Genomic DNA, 13,325 nt, shown 5'->3' with positions numbered 1-13,325 from the left:
ACATGACAATTCCGCCTCCGCGGATCGCACTCTACGCCGTCCCCACCCTCCGCTGAAACCAGGTCGAACTGATCCACACCCCATTCTTCCGCGCATACTCGCGGAAGGTGCCCACCTCCTCGAACCCCATCTTCCGGTGCAGCGCGAGCGAGGCCTCATTGGGCAGCGCCACCCCCGCCACCGCCAGGTGCACGGGCTGCGCCGCCAACCGTTCCAGCAGCGCCGCGTAGAGGCGCTTCCCCGCGCCCAGCCCGCGCCGCTCCGGGTCCAGGTAGATGCTGGTTTCCACCGTCGTGTCGAAGGCGGGGCCGGGGCGATAGGGGCTGCTATAGGCGCAGCCCACCACCGCGCCCTCATGCTCCGCCACCAGCAACTGGTGCCGGCCCGTGCCATAGGTCGCGAACCAGGTGGTCCGGGATTCCAGCGTGTGCGGCACGGTCGTGAAGGTGACATGCCCGTGCGCGACGTAGTGGTTGAAGATCTCGACCAGCGCCGGAAGGTCGCGGGCTTCGCCTTGCCGGATGTGCAGCGCGTCCATGGTGCCGTCCCGATGCCTTGCGGGGAAAAGCCTAGGCCCGGTGGCGCGGCCTGTCAGGGGGTGCGGCTTGCCCTCGCCCCCGCCTCGGGCAGGATGGCGGCAACAACCGGAGGAAGCGCCCCAACATGCCCACCATCCTCGAACCCGAATCCCTCTACCCCGACACCGCCCTCGAACGCCGCATCGTCGGCGAGGGCGTGCGCCTCCTGCAAGGCAATGCGAAAAAATCGCTGCTGGAACTGCCGGACGAACTCTGCGCCGAGGTGGACGGCCTCATGACGCTCCGCCTCGCCGTCCCCGCCGAGGCGCTGGCGAAGTTTCCGAAGCTCAAGGTCGTGGTGCGCATGGGCGTGGGCTATGACCGCGTGGACCGCGCCGAATGCGCGCGCCGCGGCATCAAGGTCTGCAACGTCCCCGACTACGGCACGGCCGAGGTCGCGGACACCGCCATCACCATGGCCCTCGCGCTGCGGCGCGGCATGGTGCTCTACCACGACGCCATGCGCGACAACCCGCCCTGCCCCTGGGGTGTGCTGCAAAACAAGATCGTGCGCCGCTTCGATGTGCAGGGCTTCGGCGTGCTGGGGCTGGGGCGCATCGGCACGGCGGCCGCACTCCGCGCCAAGGCGCTGGGCTTCCGCGTGACGTTCTTCGACCCGTATCTGCCCAAGGGCGCCGACCGCGCGCTGGGCATCGCCCGCGCGGACAGCCTGCACGCGCTGATGGCGCAATCCGACGTGCTCTCCATCCATTGCCCGCTGACGCGCCACACGCGCGGCCTGGTGGATGCGGCGGCGCTGGCCGCGCTGCCGGAGAACGCGGTGGTGATCAACACCGCGCGCGGGCCGATCCTCGATCTGGACGCGCTGGAGGCCGGGCTGCGTTCGGGCCGCATCGCGGGCGCGGGCCTCGACGTGCTGCCGGTGGAACCGCCCGTGCCGGAACCGCCGCTGCTCGCCGCCTATCGCGCGCGGGAGGAGTGGCTGCGCGGCCGCCTGGTCATCATGCCGCACGCCGCCTTCCACAGCCCCGAGGCCTGGGACGACATCCGCCTCAAGGGCATCGAGACCATGCGCGACGTGCTGCTGCGCGGCCTCGACACCAACGTCATCCCGCCAGACAGCGACTGAGCGCGGCGGAAAGGCCCACACTCGGCGCCACACCCCCGCGCGGCACCCGCGCACCGGGCAGTGTGTCGAGCGTGGCGCGCAGCCCGCAGATCACGGGCACGGGCAGCAGTGGTTGCAGCCGCGCGTCCAGGCCCACCAGCCCGGCGCCGCCCAGCAGCACGGCGCCGGCGCCCTGCGCGATCTCGGCGCGCGCCGTCTCGGCCAGCAGCAGGGCGGCGGCGTCGGGGTCGCGCGCGATGGCATCGCCCGTGGGTGTGATGGCGGCCACCCGCACCTGGTCGCGCGTCAGCCCGCGCACCAGGAAAAATTCCTCCAGCATCGGCACCCACGCGGCGCCGCCGGTCAGCACGGCGACGCATGGTGCCGCGCGCAGCGCCACGCGGATGGAGGCATCGGCCATGCCCAGCACGGGCAGCGGGAAGGTCTCGCGCGCCGCGTCCAGCCCGGGTTCGCCGAAGCAGCCGATGATGGCGGCGTCATAGCCCGCCGCGTTGTCGGGGCCGATGTGCTGCGCCAGGGCCTCCAGCACCGCATGCCCGGCCACCGCCACGGCGGCGCGGCTGGCGATGTAGCGCGCGCCGAAGGGTGCGGTGACGGGCGTGATCTCATGCGCGCACATCCCGCGCGCGGCGGTGGCGAGGCGCGCGGTGATGGCCTCGTCCGTGTTGCCATTCAGCAGCAGCAGTTTCAACGCGGGGGGTCCTTGCGGTCGAAGCGCCAGGGGGATGCGCTGTCCTCGTTCGCGTCGAGGCGCAGGCGGTGCTCCAATGGCGGAAAGGCACGGCTGCGACAATCGGCCCGGTCACAGAGACGACAGGAGAGGCCGATACCCACCCGTGCGGCCATCAGGTCCAGCCCGTCCGCATAGACCACCTCCTCCGCACGCGTGATGTCGCAGCCGATGGCGACGACATGGGTGGGCGGAGGCTCGCCCCAGCGCGGCGAGGTGCCGTGCATGGCGCGCGCGATGCAGAGGAAGGCCGCGCCATCCGGCAGCTCCGCCGCCTGCACGCGCGTGACACCTGGCGTGGCGAAGGCGTGGTGCACGATCCATTTCGGGCAGCTTCCGCCGAAGCGGGCGAAGGGGAAGCCGGCGGCCGAAAAGCGCTTGGTGACGTTGCCCGCCGTATCGGCGCGCAGGAAGAAGAAGGGCAGGCCGCGCGCCCCCTCGCGCTGCAGGGTGGAGAGGCGTTGCGCCACCTGTTCGTAGCTGGTGCCGAAGCGCGCGGCGAGGCGTTCCACATCGTGCCGCAACTCCCGCGCCGCGCGCAGGAAGGGCGCATAGGGCATGAGCAGCGCCGCGGCGGCGTAGTTCAGCAGGCCGATGCGGATGAGCTGCTCGGCCTCGCTGGTGCTGGGCTTGGTGTCGGCCAGCGTGGCGTCCACCGCCTCGCGCGCCTCCAGCAGCATCAGCTGGAAGGCCATGCGGAACCCGCGGGATTCACGCGGGAGGGATTCCGCCAGCCAGAGCTCGCGCGTGCGGGGGTCATAGCGGCGGTCGGCCTCGGGCATGGCGGTGACGGTGACGGTCACGTTGTGCTTCTGCCGCAGGCGCTGGGCGATGGCGTGGTTCATCTCGGCCGGGCTCGCCTGCAACTCGGCGCCGAGGGATTCGGTGAAGGTCTCGATGCGGGCGAAGTGGTTGCCGCGCTCGTGGAAGAAGTCGCGCACCTCCTCGTTCGGCAGCAGCAGGCGGCGGCCGGAGGGCAGCGCGATGCCGGACGCATCCTCGCGCGCCACGCGCCAGGCGCGATACAGCGCCAGCACGCCGCGCGCGGCATTGGGCGCGCTGGCGGCGATGGCCTGGACCTCGTTCTCGGGCATCACCTCCAGGCCCAGCATGGGGTCGGACAGCACCTCGCGCAGCCCCGCTTCCAGCTGCCGTTCGGCGTGGCCGGAAAGGGCCGCCAGGTCCACGCCCAGCGCCTCGGTCAGCTTGATGAGGACGGTGGCGGTGACGGCGCGCTGGTCGTGCTCGATCAGGTTCAGGTAGCTGGCCGAGATGCCCAGCCGCGCGGCCAGCGCCTGCTGGGTGAGGCCCATCTCCAGGCGGAGGCGGCGGGCCGTGCGGCCGATCAGCGGGCGGGACATGGGGCGCGGTCCTTCACAAGCTTCACGGGTTTGCGGGATGTCACGTCGCGGCCTTCACAGTCTTGCCGTGTAAAGCGCCATTCTGCGCGTGATTTCGGCGGGCGCAATGTCAATTATTCACACAGCGAACAGCACCCACGGAGACACGCCCATGCGCCCCACCCCCACCCCGAACCTCGCCCCCGATGGCGGCGGCGGCCGTGACCGCGACCCTGGCCGCTACGAGGGTGTCCGCCGCGACTACACGCCGGCCGATGTGGTGCGCCTCTCGGGCAGCTTCCGCACGCAGCACACGCTGGCCGAGATGGGCGCGCGGCGGCTGTGGCACCTGCTCCGCACCGAGCCCTTCGTGAACACGCTGGGCGCGCTGACCGGCATGCAGGCGCTGCAGCAGGTGAAGGCGGGGCTGAAGGCCATCTACCTCTCGGGCTGGCAGGTGGCGGCGGATGCGAATTCGGCGGGGCAGATGTATCCCGACCAGTCGCTCTACCCGGTGGACAGCGTGCCGGGCGTCGTGCGCCGCATCAACAACGCGCTGCGCCGCGCCGACCAGATCGCGACCATGGAACGCCTGGACGGCAAGGGCGATGACGCCACGCACTACATGGCGCCCATCATCGCCGATGCCGAGGCGGGGTTCGGCGGCGCGCTGAACGCCTATGAGCTGATGCGCGCGATGATCGAGGCGGGCGCTGCCGGCGTGCATTTCGAGGACCAGTTGGCGAGTGAGAAGAAGTGCGGCCATCTCGGCGGCAAGGTGCTGGTGCCGATCAGCCAGCACATCCGCACGCTGAACGCGGCGCGGCTGGCGGCGGATGTGGAGGGTGTGTCCACCGTGCTGCTCTGCCGCACGGATGCCGAGAGCGCGCAACTCCTCACCTCCGACGTGGATGAGCGCGACCGCCCCTTCATCGGCAATGACCGTACGCCCGAGGGCTTTTTCCGCATCCGCCCCGGCATGGGCAAGCAGTACGCCATCGCGCGCAGCCTGGCCTACGCGCCCTACGCGGACCTGCTGTGGTGGGAGACCTCCGACCCCGACCTCCAGGACGCGCGCGACTTCGCCGAGGCCATCCATCGCCAGTTCCCCGGCAAGATGCTGGCCTACAACTGCTCGCCCAGCTTCAACTGGCAGCGGAAGATGGGTGTCGAGGCCGCGGCGAAGTTCCAGCGCGAGATCGGCGCCATGGGCTACAAGTTCCAGTTCGTCACGTTGGCCGGCTTCCACAGCCTGAACCTGTCCATGTTCAAGCTGGCCCGCGGCTATGCCGAGCGCGGCATGGGCGCCTACAGCGAATTGCAGCAGGCCGAGTTCGCGGCGGAAGCGGAAGGCTTCACCGCCGTGCGCCACCAGCGCGAGGTGGGCGTCAGCTACTTCGACGCCGTCGCGCAGGCCGCCAGCGGCGGCACCGCCAGCACCACCGCCATGAAGGACAGCACCGAGGCGGCCCAATTCCACCACGCCTGAAACCCACACAAGGAGGACCGAACCATGAACCCCGACACCCGCAACGACACCCCCATCCATCAACGCCAGGAGATGCGTGGCCAGGCCGAGCGCCCGATGGTCCACCACCCCGAGGATTTCGACGACGGGCTGGTCCACGCGCACAACTACGCCTGTGGCGAGCGCGGGCGCCCCGCGCACTGATACGCCAGGCGGCCCATGACATCGCCGGGGGTGGGCGTGGAGGATGCCCCTCCCACCGGCCCGGGCCGCACCGCCCGCCGGGGGTTTCCCCGGCGGGCTACCCCAGCCGGGGGTCAAGCCAGGGCACGCGCTGCGCCTGCCAGGGCGTGGCGCGCGCCCCTTCTTCGTCCAGCACCACGCCGAGGCCGGGCAAGACCGGCACATCGGCCGCGCCCGCGTCGAAGTGCAGCGAGGCCCCCTCGCAGAGGCTGAAGAACCGCTCCGTTTCGCCGAACTGCACCTCCAGCGGCAGCAGGTTCGGCAGCGTCGCGCAGGCGTGTAGGGAATGGGCGTGGCAGACAGGGCCGGTGGGGTTGTGCGGCGCAATTTCCACACCCGCCGTGAGCGCGAGGGCGGCGATGCGCCGCATCTCCTCATGTCCGCCGCAATGCTTCATGTCGGGCATCAGCACGTCATAGAGGCCGCCCTCCACCAGCGGCCGATAGGCGGCCAGGCCCGACAGCGTTTCCGCGCCGGCCAGCCGCATCCCGCGCTCATTGGCCATGGAGCGCAGGCGGCGGATTTCGGCATGGTTGGCCTCGGCCACCGGGCATTCCAGCCAGAACAGGTCGAGCCCTGCCACGTCGCGGATCAGCGCCGCCGCGGCCCCGGGCGAGAAGCGCCAATGCGCGTCCACCATCAGAGCGACCTTGGGTCCGATGGCGTCGCGCACGGCCGCGACGCGCGCCAGGCCCTGCGCGTAGCCCGCGCGCCAGCCTTCATGGTCTTCCCAGATGATCGGGTCGAAGGGCGCCAGCTTCACCGCGCCGAAGCCCGCCGCCACGGCCCGCCGCGCGGCGGCGGCGAAGCCTTCCGGTGTGCGAGGTGCCACACCGCGGTTGATGTTGGCGTAGAGCGGAATGCGCCCCCGCAGCGCGCCGCCCAGCAGCGCATGGAGGGGCGCGCCCGCCGCTTGCGCCGCCACATCCCACAGCCCCTGCTCGAAACCGGACAATACCGTATGCGTGACAAGCCCACCCGGCGCGTGCGGCAACAGCCGCGCGAGGCGGTTGCGCGCCAGCGCGTCCTGGCCGACCACCTCGGCGGCGAGACGCGCCGCCTCCGCCGCCAGCAGGGCTTCCTGGCCGGACAGCGTGCATTCGCCGAGGCCCGTCAGCCCGCCCTCCGTCCGCAGCAGAATGAAGCACCAGTTGGTCTTGGGCGTGACCGCCACGCCCAGGAAGTCCAGCGCGGCGATGCGCATGTTCACGCCGCCAGCGCTTCGCTGAACACGGCGGGGTCCACATTGCCGCCGCTGAGGATGATGGCGGTGGTCTTCCCCTGCGTCGGCAGCTTCCCGGCCAGCACCGCCGCCAGCGCCACCGCCCCGCCCGGCTCCACCACCAGCTTGAGGTGCGTGAACGCGAAGCGCATGGCGGCGCGGACCTCGGCCTCGCTGACCACCAGCCCGCCGCTGACCAGGCGCTGGTTGATGGCGAAGGTCAGCACGCCCGGCTCCTTCGCCAGCAGCGCGTCGCAGTAGTTGGTGCCGCGCAGGTCATTGGGCAGGCGCTGGCCGGCGCGGAGCGAGCGCGTGGTGTCATCCCACCCCTCCGGCTCCACCGCGAAGATGCGCGCCTCGGGGCACAGCGCGGCAATGGACAGCGCGCTACCCGCCAGCAAGCCCCCGCCGCCCGTGCAGATGGCGAATTGCTCGGGCGTGAGGCCCGCCGCCCGAGCATCCTCGATGAGTTCCAGCATGGCCGTGCCCTGGCCGGCGATGACATGCGGGTGGTCATAGGGCGGGATGATGTGCAGGCCGTGACGTTGCGCCAGTTCCTCCACCATCGCCTCGCGGTCCGTGCCGTGGCGGTCGAAGCGATGGATCTCCGCACCCCAGGCGCGGGTCGCGTCCACCTTCACCTGCGCGGCGTCCGCGGGCATGGCGATCAGCGCCCGCAGGCCCAGCGCATGCGCCGCCGCCGCCGTCGCCTGGCCGTGATTGCCGGAGGAATGCGTCACCACGCCGCGCGCGCCCTCCGGCAGTTGCAGCGCGGCATTGGTGGCGCCGCGCAGCTTGAAGCTGGCCGTGATCTGGAGCGGTTCGGGCTTCACCAGCATCACGCCGCCCGCCGCTTCGTCCAGCGCGCGGTGGCGCAGCATGGGGGTGCGGCGGATGCGGCCAGCGAGGCGCGTGGCGGCGGCCTGGACGTCGGAGAATTCGGGCAGGCTCATGCGAAGCGCCTCGGGTCGGTGGGGCGGATGGCGCCCTTGATGTCGGGCTCGGGCTCCGTGCCGCGCACCAGGTGGGCCAGCAGGCGGCCCGCGGCGGGCGCGGTCTGGATGCCATAGCCCCCCTGCCCGCACAGCCAGAAGAAGCCGGGCGCAGCGCCCGCCCCGATGGCCAGCCCCCGGTCGGGCGTGAAGGTGCGCAGCCCGGCCCAGCGGTGCTCCACGCGGTGCACGGGAATGTCCAGCGCCTGCTGCATCCGGTCCACGGCGATGGCGACGTCGAGTTCGTCGGGCTGGGCGTCGCAGGGCTCGGTGTCGGTCTCGTCGGCAGGGCTGACCATCAGCTTGCGCCGTGCCTCGGGCCGCACATACCAGCTGTGACCCACATCACCCACCAGCGGCCACTGCGTGCTGTCGTATTGGCCCGGGTCCACGATCAGCGCGGTGCGGCGCTTGGGCTGCAGGCCGATGGGCGCGACCTCGGCGAGGCCCGCCACCACATCGCCCCAGGCGCCGGCGGCGTTCACCAGAACGGGGGCGGCGTGGATTTCGCCGGTGGTGGCCTCGGCATGCCAGAGGCCGTTCGCGCGCCAGATGCGGCCCGCGCGGTGCCGCAACGCCAGCACCCCGCCCGCCGCCTTGATCTGCTTGAGGAAGCCCTGGTGCAGCGCGGCCACGTCAATGTCGAAGGCATCGCGCTCGATGGTGGCGGCGACCGCGTAGTCGGCGCGGATGGCGGGGACCAGGGCGCGGGCCTGATCCACGCTGAGGCGTTCCAGGCCGATGCCCTCGGCCAGCGTCCCCTCCAGGTGGGGAAGCTGCGCGGCGTCGGCCAGGTTCAGGATGGCGCGGGGATGGGCCAGGGGCGCGTCCGCGAAGCCCTCCGGCGGCGCCTCGAAGAAGGCGCGGGACGCGCCGGTCAGGATGCGCGCATCCGCGGTGCCATAGTTCAGGATCCAGATGGCGGCGGAGCGGCCGGTGGTGTGGTAGCCCGCCACCTCCTCCGCCTCCAGAAGGGCCACGCGGTGCGTGGCGACGAGATGCGCGCCGGCGGTCGCGCCGGCGATGCCCGCGCCGATGACCAGCGCGTCGGAAAACAGGGTGCTCATGGGCGCGCATCCTGGTCGGACCATGAAATTGCAGCAAGCCGTTGCAATGGGGATCACGGCATGACTAGGCTTCGTTCCAGCGGCGAAGACCGCGGAAGAAAAAGCACTGGAGGAGAGTTCAAGATGGCAGACAAGGATCTGTCGCGCCGTGCCCTGTTGGGCGCGGGTGCGACTGCTTTTGCCGCGGGCACGCTCTCTGCGCCCGCCGTCTTCGCCCAGCCCACCACCACGCTGCGCTGCGGCTTCTGGGACCATTGGGTGCCCGCCGGCAATGGCGCCATCCGTGAGCTCTGCGCCGAATGGGGCCAGCAGAACCGCGTGAACGTGCAGGTGGACTTCATCACCTCGGTCGGCAACCAGAACCTGCTGACCATCGCGGCCCAGGCGCAGAGCCGCTCGGGGCATGACCTGCTCTCCTTCCCGACCTGGGAGCCGGCCGCGAAGGCGGACCTGCTGGAGCCGGTGGACGATGTGATGGGCCGCCTCATCGGCAAATACGGCCCGGTGAACGACGCGGCGGAATACCTGGGCAAGATCCGCGGCACCTGGCGCGCCATCCCCGCCGTCTCGGGCACGCAGATGAAGCCCGCCTGCGTCCGCTTCGACCTGCTGGAGCAGCATGCGGGCATCGACATCCGCGCCATGTGGCCGGCCGAGAACCGCCGCGGCCCCGGCGCCGACAGCTGGAACTGGGACACCTTCCTGGCGGCCGCCGAGAAATGCCACGCGGCCGGCGTGCCCTTCGGCATGCCCATGGGCAGCTTCACCGATGCGGTGGACACGGTGGGCGCCATCCTCGCCTCGTTTGGGGCGTCCATGATGGATGCGCGCGGCAACGTGACCGTGCGGGGCAACGCCAAGCTCAAGACGGCGGTGGAATACCTGGTGCGCCTGTCGCGCTTCCTGCCCAACGATGTCTGGGCCTGGGATGACGGGGCGAACAACCGCGCGCTGATCTCCGGCCGCTCGGCGCTGATCTTCAACCCGCCCTCGGCCTGGGCGGTGGCGAAGCGCGACGCGCCGCAGGTGGCCGAGAAGTGCTGGACGGTGCCGATGCCGGCCGGGCCGGAGGGCCGCTTCGTGCCCTACCTGCCGTATTTCTGGGGCATCTGGGCCTTCAGCCGCAACAAGGGGCCGGCGAAGCAACTGCTGGAATTCCTGAGCGAGCGGTCCTCGGCCGAGAAGCAGACCAACACCTCGAACGGGTATGACATCCCGCCCTTCAGCAGCATGAGCGACTTCGCGGTGTGGGCGAATGAGGGCCCGCCCGTCGGCACTGTCTACAACTACCCGCTGCGCGAGCACCACAACGCGCGCGCGAGCGTGGCCCAGGCGCCGGCACCCGCCGAATTCGCGGTGCAGGCCTACCAGCAGGCGCTGAACACCAAGGTCGTGGCCCGCGTGAACCAGGGCGGCGAGACGGTGGACCAGGCGCTGGCCTGGCTGGAGCGCGAGCTGAACACCATCCGCCGCGGCGGCTGAGTGCCCCATGGCGCGGGCGGGACAGGCCCGCCCGCGCCCCCGCAGCAGCAAGGGGAATTGAGCATGGCAGCCGATGGCAGCCTGGCCGGCGTGGCCCTTCGGCGCGGCGCGCCCAACAGCCTGCAGCGCTTCGCGCGGCGACGCTCCTCGATCGCTTTGCTGATGACCACGCCGCTGCTGGTCATCATCATCGGCCTGGTCGCCTATCCGGCCTTCTACGCCATCTACCTGTCCATGCTGAACCGGCGCATGACCGAGTTCGTCGGCACGCTGAACTACGAGATCCTGCTGGAAAGCGAGACCTTCTGGATGGTCGCCTTCCAGTCCTGCTTCTTCGCCATCACGGCGGTGCTGCTGAAGGCGCTGATCGGCTTCTGGCTGGCGCACATGCTGCACGACATCCCCGACAAGGGGCAGCGCAAGTGGCGCGGCATGCTGCTGGTGCCCTGGGTGATTCCGCCCGCGCTGTCCACGCTGGGCTGGTGGTGGATGTTCGACCCCTCCTACTCCTCGATCAACTGGCTGCTGGCCGTGATCTCGGTGCCGGAGGTGCCGTGGCTGGGCCACCATTGGTGGGCGCGCATCGCCATCATCATGGTGAACGTCTGGATCGGCGCGCCCTTCTTCATGATCATGTACCTGGCCGCGCTGAAATCGGTGCCGGAGCAGCTCTATGAAGCGGCGGCCATAGATGGCGCCACGGGCTTCCAGCGGCTGCGCTACGTCACGCTGCCGATGATGGCGAACATCATCTCCATCACGGTGCTGTTCAGCCTCATCGTCACCTTCGCGAACTACGACATCGTGCGCGTGCTGACCAATGGAGGCCCGCGCGACCTGACACACGTGTTTGCGTCCTACGCCTTCCAGGTGGGCATCCTGTCGGGGAACATCCCGCGTGGGGCGGCGGTGTCGCTCTTCATGCTGCCGCTGTTGGCGCTGTGCGCCTTCTTCGTCCTGCGCGGCGTGGTCCGCCGCAACAAGGAGCAGATGTGATGTCGGCCACCGCCGCCAACCGGGAACTACCCGGCATCTACCACAAGGCCGGCAGCCTGCGGGCGGAGCGGCGCTGGGCGTTGTGGGTGGCCTATGCCAGCCTGACGGTGGCCGCGATCATCTTCCTGGCGCCGCCCTTCTACATGCTGATCACGAGCCTGAAGGGCAGCGCCGAGATCGCGGGGATGACGGGCAGCCCATGGCTGGTGCGGAACCCGACGCTGGACAATTTCGTCGCCATCCTCACCAGCCCGATGTTCCAGCGCTTCATGCTGAACAGCCTCATCATCACGGGCTGCGTGGTGGCGATCACGATGGTGGTCTCGGTGCTGGCGGCCTTCGCGCTGGCGCGGATGCGCTTCTGGGGCAGCCAGGCGCTGGCGACGGGCGTCTTCCTCACCTACCTGGTGCCGGACACGCTGCTGTTCATCCCGCTCTATCAGATCGTGGGCGGGCTGGGGCTGCTGAACTCCATCTGGGGGCTGGTGCTGGTCTATCCGACGCTGACCGTGCCCTTCTGCACCTGGATCATGATCGGCTACTTCGCCTCCATCCCGAAGGAGTTGGACGAGGCCGCGTTGATTGATGGCGCCACCTGGCCGCAGATGCTGATCAAGATCTTCATCCCCGTCGCGCTGCCCGGCATCATCGCGGCCACCATCTTCGCCTTCACCGTGTCCTGGGCGGCCTTCGTCTATCCCACCGCCTTCGTCACCACGCCGGACCAGATGCCGCTGACCATCGGCGTGGTGTCCCAGCTGGTGCGCGCCGACACCTTCGCCTGGGGGCAGATCATGGCGGGCGCGCTGATGGCGGCGCTGCCGCCGGTCGTCATCTACGCGTTCCTGATGGACTACTACATCGCGGGCCTGACGGCCGGCGCGACAAAGGGTTGAGCGTCTGCCGTCCGATCGTCATAGCGCCGCATGGCGCGGAGGCGTGAATCGGCCGGCGCAAGAATAGGGACATTCCATGGCTGAGGTTTCGCTGCGAAAGATCGTCAAGGCCTATGAGGGCGACGTGCAGGCCGTGAAGGGCATCGACCTCGAGATCGCGGACCATGAGTTCTGCGTGCTGGTCGGCCCCTCCGGCTGCGGGAAGTCCACCACGCTGCGCATGATCGCGGGGCTGGAGGAGATCACCTCCGGCGAGATTTCCATCGGCGGCACGGTGGTGAACGACATCCCGCCGCGTGACCGCGACATCGCGATGGTGTTCCAGAACTACGCGCTGTATCCGCACATGTCGGTCTACGACAACATGGCCTTTGGCCTGCTGCTGCGGAAATTTCCCAAGGCCGAGATCGACCGCCGCGTGAAGGAAGCGGCGCGCATCCTCGACATCACGGTGCTGCTGGACCGCAAGCCCAAGGCGCTCTCGGGTGGGCAGCGTCAGCGCGTGGCCATGGGCCGCGCCATCGTGCGCGACCCGAAGGTGTTCCTGTTCGACGAGCCGCTGTCCAACCTCGACGCCAAGCTGCGCGTGCAGATGCGGACAGAGATCAAGAAGGTGCACCAGACGGTGAAGACCACCACCGTCTATGTCACCCACGACCAGGTGGAGGCGATGACGCTGGCGGACCGCGTGGTGGTGATGAACCACGGCATCATCGAGCAGGTGGGGCCGCCGCAGGAACTCTATCACCGTCCCGCCACGCGCTTCGTGGCCGGCTTCATCGGCAGCCCGGCGATGAATTTCATCCCCGCGCGGCTGGAGAATGGCGCAGCGGCGCTGAACCTGGTGCTGGCCGATGGCAGCGTGCTGCCCGTGCCGGAGGATCGCACCGCGCGCTACAAGCCCCATGCCGGCCGCGCCGTGCTGCTGGGCCTGCGCCCCGAGCACCTGACCGAACCGCGCGAGGGCCGCGGCACCTATGCCGACATCGCCATACAGCCCGAGGTGATCGAGCCCATGGGCATGGAGACGCTGGTGCATTTCCACATGGGCGAGGCGCGCGACCTCTGCGCGCGCATCGACCCCACACTCAGCGCCAGCCCCGGCGCGCCGCTGCGCCTGACGGCCGACATGGCGCACATGCACCTGCTGGACCCGGAGAGCGGGCGGGTGGTCTAGACCCGCAACCCTGCACGGCGCAGTCTCCGCGGCAGGAGGAAACA

At 70.1% G+C, this 13,325-nt stretch carries 13 protein-coding genes; 7 read left to right on the top strand and 6 right to left on the bottom strand.

Features of this window, described 5'->3' with window-relative positions; all coding sequences use genetic code 11:
- Positions 1–31 precede the first annotated feature (31 nt).
- Positions 32–538, bottom strand: coding sequence for a GNAT family N-acetyltransferase (locus GGQ83_RS02575; protein ID WP_184382029.1), 507 nt, complete (start codon positions 536–538; stop codon positions 32–34).
- Positions 539–663: 125 nt separating this feature from the next.
- Between GGQ83_RS02575 and GGQ83_RS02570 the strand changes: the two genes are divergently transcribed.
- Positions 664–1,668 (top strand): NAD(P)-dependent oxidoreductase, encoded by a 1,005-nt coding sequence (locus GGQ83_RS02570; RefSeq protein ID WP_184382028.1) that lies wholly within the window; start codon positions 664–666, stop codon positions 1,666–1,668.
- Here GGQ83_RS02570 and GGQ83_RS02565 read toward each other — a convergent pair.
- Both GGQ83_RS02565 and GGQ83_RS02560 read right to left on the bottom strand, forming a co-directional pair.
- Complete coding sequence (locus GGQ83_RS02565) at positions 1,646–2,359, bottom strand: aspartate/glutamate racemase family protein (protein ID WP_184382027.1); 714 nt, start codon at positions 2,357–2,359, stop codon at positions 1,646–1,648. The genes GGQ83_RS02570 and GGQ83_RS02565 overlap by 23 nt on opposite strands.
- A complete protein-coding gene (locus tag GGQ83_RS02560) occupies positions 2,356–3,759 on the bottom strand; it encodes a helix-turn-helix domain-containing protein (RefSeq protein ID WP_184382026.1) in 1,404 nt (467 codons plus the stop codon). Before GGQ83_RS02560 ends, GGQ83_RS02565 begins: the two co-directional genes overlap by 4 nt.
- A 151-nt stretch (positions 3,760–3,910) precedes the next feature.
- Here GGQ83_RS02560 and aceA point away from each other — a divergent pair, with 151 nt between their 5' ends.
- The gene (gene aceA, locus GGQ83_RS02555; protein WP_184382025.1) at positions 3,911–5,227 is read left to right on the top strand and encodes an isocitrate lyase; all 1,317 of its coding nucleotides are present in this window, start codon (positions 3,911–3,913) and stop codon (positions 5,225–5,227) included.
- A 24-nt stretch (positions 5,228–5,251) separates the two neighbouring features.
- Complete coding sequence (locus GGQ83_RS02550) at positions 5,252–5,410, top strand: hypothetical protein (RefSeq protein WP_184382024.1); 159 nt, start codon at positions 5,252–5,254, stop codon at positions 5,408–5,410.
- Between the two features lie 97 nt (positions 5,411–5,507).
- On the opposite strand, the gene GGQ83_RS02545 is transcribed toward GGQ83_RS02550, so the two are convergent.
- From GGQ83_RS02545 to GGQ83_RS02535, 3 genes are read right to left on the bottom strand one after another with little or no spacing between them, the layout of a single operon-like run.
- Positions 5,508–6,653, bottom strand: coding sequence for a mandelate racemase/muconate lactonizing enzyme family protein (locus tag GGQ83_RS02545; RefSeq protein ID WP_242534887.1), 1,146 nt, complete (start codon positions 6,651–6,653; stop codon positions 5,508–5,510).
- Positions 6,654–6,655: 2 nt separating this feature from the next.
- Positions 6,656–7,624: a threonine ammonia-lyase gene (locus GGQ83_RS02540; protein WP_184382022.1), complete on the bottom strand. Its 969-nt coding sequence runs from the start codon at positions 7,622–7,624 to the stop codon at positions 6,656–6,658.
- The gene (locus tag GGQ83_RS02535; protein WP_184382021.1) at positions 7,621–8,730 is read right to left on the bottom strand and encodes an NAD(P)/FAD-dependent oxidoreductase; all 1,110 of its coding nucleotides are present in this window, start codon (positions 8,728–8,730) and stop codon (positions 7,621–7,623) included. The genes GGQ83_RS02540 and GGQ83_RS02535 overlap by 4 nt, the downstream gene beginning before the upstream one ends.
- Positions 8,731–8,853: 123 nt before the next feature.
- On the opposite strand from GGQ83_RS02535, the gene GGQ83_RS02530 reads away from it, so the two are divergent.
- From GGQ83_RS02530 to GGQ83_RS02515, 4 genes are all read left to right on the top strand, one after another.
- The gene (locus GGQ83_RS02530; protein WP_184382020.1) at positions 8,854–10,212 is read left to right on the top strand and encodes an ABC transporter substrate-binding protein; all 1,359 of its coding nucleotides are present in this window, start codon (positions 8,854–8,856) and stop codon (positions 10,210–10,212) included.
- Positions 10,213–10,275: 63 nt separating this feature from the next.
- Complete coding sequence (locus GGQ83_RS02525) at positions 10,276–11,208, top strand: carbohydrate ABC transporter permease (protein WP_184382019.1); 933 nt, start codon at positions 10,276–10,278, stop codon at positions 11,206–11,208.
- The gene (locus GGQ83_RS02520; protein WP_184382018.1) at positions 11,208–12,104 is read left to right on the top strand and encodes a carbohydrate ABC transporter permease; all 897 of its coding nucleotides are present in this window, start codon (positions 11,208–11,210) and stop codon (positions 12,102–12,104) included. The genes GGQ83_RS02525 and GGQ83_RS02520 overlap by 1 nt, the downstream gene beginning before the upstream one ends.
- A gap of 76 nt (positions 12,105–12,180) precedes the next feature.
- Positions 12,181–13,281 carry an ABC transporter ATP-binding protein gene (locus tag GGQ83_RS02515; RefSeq protein WP_184382017.1) on the top strand — a complete coding sequence of 367 codons (1,101 nt, stop codon included), beginning with the start codon at positions 12,181–12,183 and terminating at the stop codon, positions 13,279–13,281.
- Positions 13,282–13,325: the final 44 nt, after the last annotated feature.

This window comes from Roseococcus suduntuyensis (assembly GCF_014196305.1).
Lineage (GTDB): Bacteria > Pseudomonadota > Alphaproteobacteria > Acetobacterales > Acetobacteraceae > Roseococcus > Roseococcus suduntuyensis.
This window is presented reverse-complemented; position numbering and strand designations above follow the sequence as displayed.

Coding starts and splice junctions, on each gene's coding strand:
- GGQ83_RS02530 (WP_184382020.1), top strand. CDS start 8,854: ATGGCAGACAAGGATCTGTCGCGCCGTGCCCTGTTGGGCGCGGGTGCG.
- GGQ83_RS02525 (WP_184382019.1), top strand. CDS start 10,276: ATGGCAGCCGATGGCAGCCTGGCCGGCGTGGCCCTTCGGCGCGGCGCG.
- GGQ83_RS02520 (WP_184382018.1), top strand. CDS start 11,208: ATGTCGGCCACCGCCGCCAACCGGGAACTACCCGGCATCTACCACAAG.
- GGQ83_RS02560 (WP_184382026.1), bottom strand. CDS start 3,759: ATGTCCCGCCCGCTGATCGGCCGCACGGCCCGCCGCCTCCGCCTGGAG.
- aceA (WP_184382025.1), top strand. CDS start 3,911: ATGCGCCCCACCCCCACCCCGAACCTCGCCCCCGATGGCGGCGGCGGC.
- GGQ83_RS02575 (WP_184382029.1), bottom strand. CDS start 538: ATGGACGCGCTGCACATCCGGCAAGGCGAAGCCCGCGACCTTCCGGCG.
- GGQ83_RS02570 (WP_184382028.1), top strand. CDS start 664: ATGCCCACCATCCTCGAACCCGAATCCCTCTACCCCGACACCGCCCTC.
- GGQ83_RS02550 (WP_184382024.1), top strand. CDS start 5,252: ATGAACCCCGACACCCGCAACGACACCCCCATCCATCAACGCCAGGAG.
- GGQ83_RS02540 (WP_184382022.1), bottom strand. CDS start 7,624: ATGAGCCTGCCCGAATTCTCCGACGTCCAGGCCGCCGCCACGCGCCTC.
- GGQ83_RS02515 (WP_184382017.1), top strand. CDS start 12,181: ATGGCTGAGGTTTCGCTGCGAAAGATCGTCAAGGCCTATGAGGGCGAC.
- GGQ83_RS02545 (WP_242534887.1), bottom strand. CDS start 6,653: ATGCGCATCGCCGCGCTGGACTTCCTGGGCGTGGCGGTCACGCCCAAG.
- GGQ83_RS02535 (WP_184382021.1), bottom strand. CDS start 8,730: ATGAGCACCCTGTTTTCCGACGCGCTGGTCATCGGCGCGGGCATCGCC.